Source organism: Halarchaeum acidiphilum MH1-52-1 (genome assembly GCF_000474235.1).
Taxonomy (GTDB): Archaea; Halobacteriota; Halobacteria; order Halobacteriales; family Halobacteriaceae; genus Halarchaeum; species Halarchaeum acidiphilum.
The window spans coordinates 1-581 of the sequence record NZ_BATA01000161.1 but is presented as its reverse complement, the minus strand read 5'-3'; the positions used below and the strand labels follow the sequence as shown (position 1 = coordinate 581).

Here is a 581-nt window from a genome sequence, read left to right as displayed (position 1 = left end):
GGAAGCTGGGCGATCCACTCCCCGCTCGGGAGCGTGTTCACGCGATTGCGGAGTTCGGTCGGACTCAACTCCTCGTGGGCAAGCGATTCGGCGAGGTCGTGCTCCATCGAGATGTTCCCGATGAGCTTCGTCTTGATGTTGTTCAAGACCTCGTCGTAGGCGCGCTCGCTGCGATTCCGTACCTGACCGGGGAACTGCATCACGAGGCCCATGCTCAGGCCGAACGAGCGGCCCTGCGGGAGGAGTTGCTCGGAGACGAGTCGCGTTGAGGCGACCGGTGCGGCTTCCTCGATGATGAGGTTGGTCAGGTTCTCGTAGTCGGTCTGGCCGTCGCGACGCCGCACCTGCACGGCGTCCCAGAGGTTGCTTAACAGGAGGAGCGTGACCGCCTGCTGGGCTTCCGGGCGGAGGTCGCCGAGGTCGAGGAGGATGGTGACGTCCTCGTCGAGGAATTTCCGGAAGTCGAAGTGGTTCTCGACGTACTCACCAGCGTCGTTCTGCGCGGGCGTGTGGTTGAAGATCCGTCGGAGGTGGGGGCTCTCACGGAGTTGTTCGAGGCGGTTCCCGGCGGCGTCCATCGA

1 pseudogene is annotated in these 581 nt (G+C 64.0%); it reads right to left on the bottom strand.

From position 1 onward, the window contains the following. Positions 1 to 581: pseudogene (locus tag AOZ13_RS13675) on the bottom strand (ATP-binding protein); the annotation flags it as partial.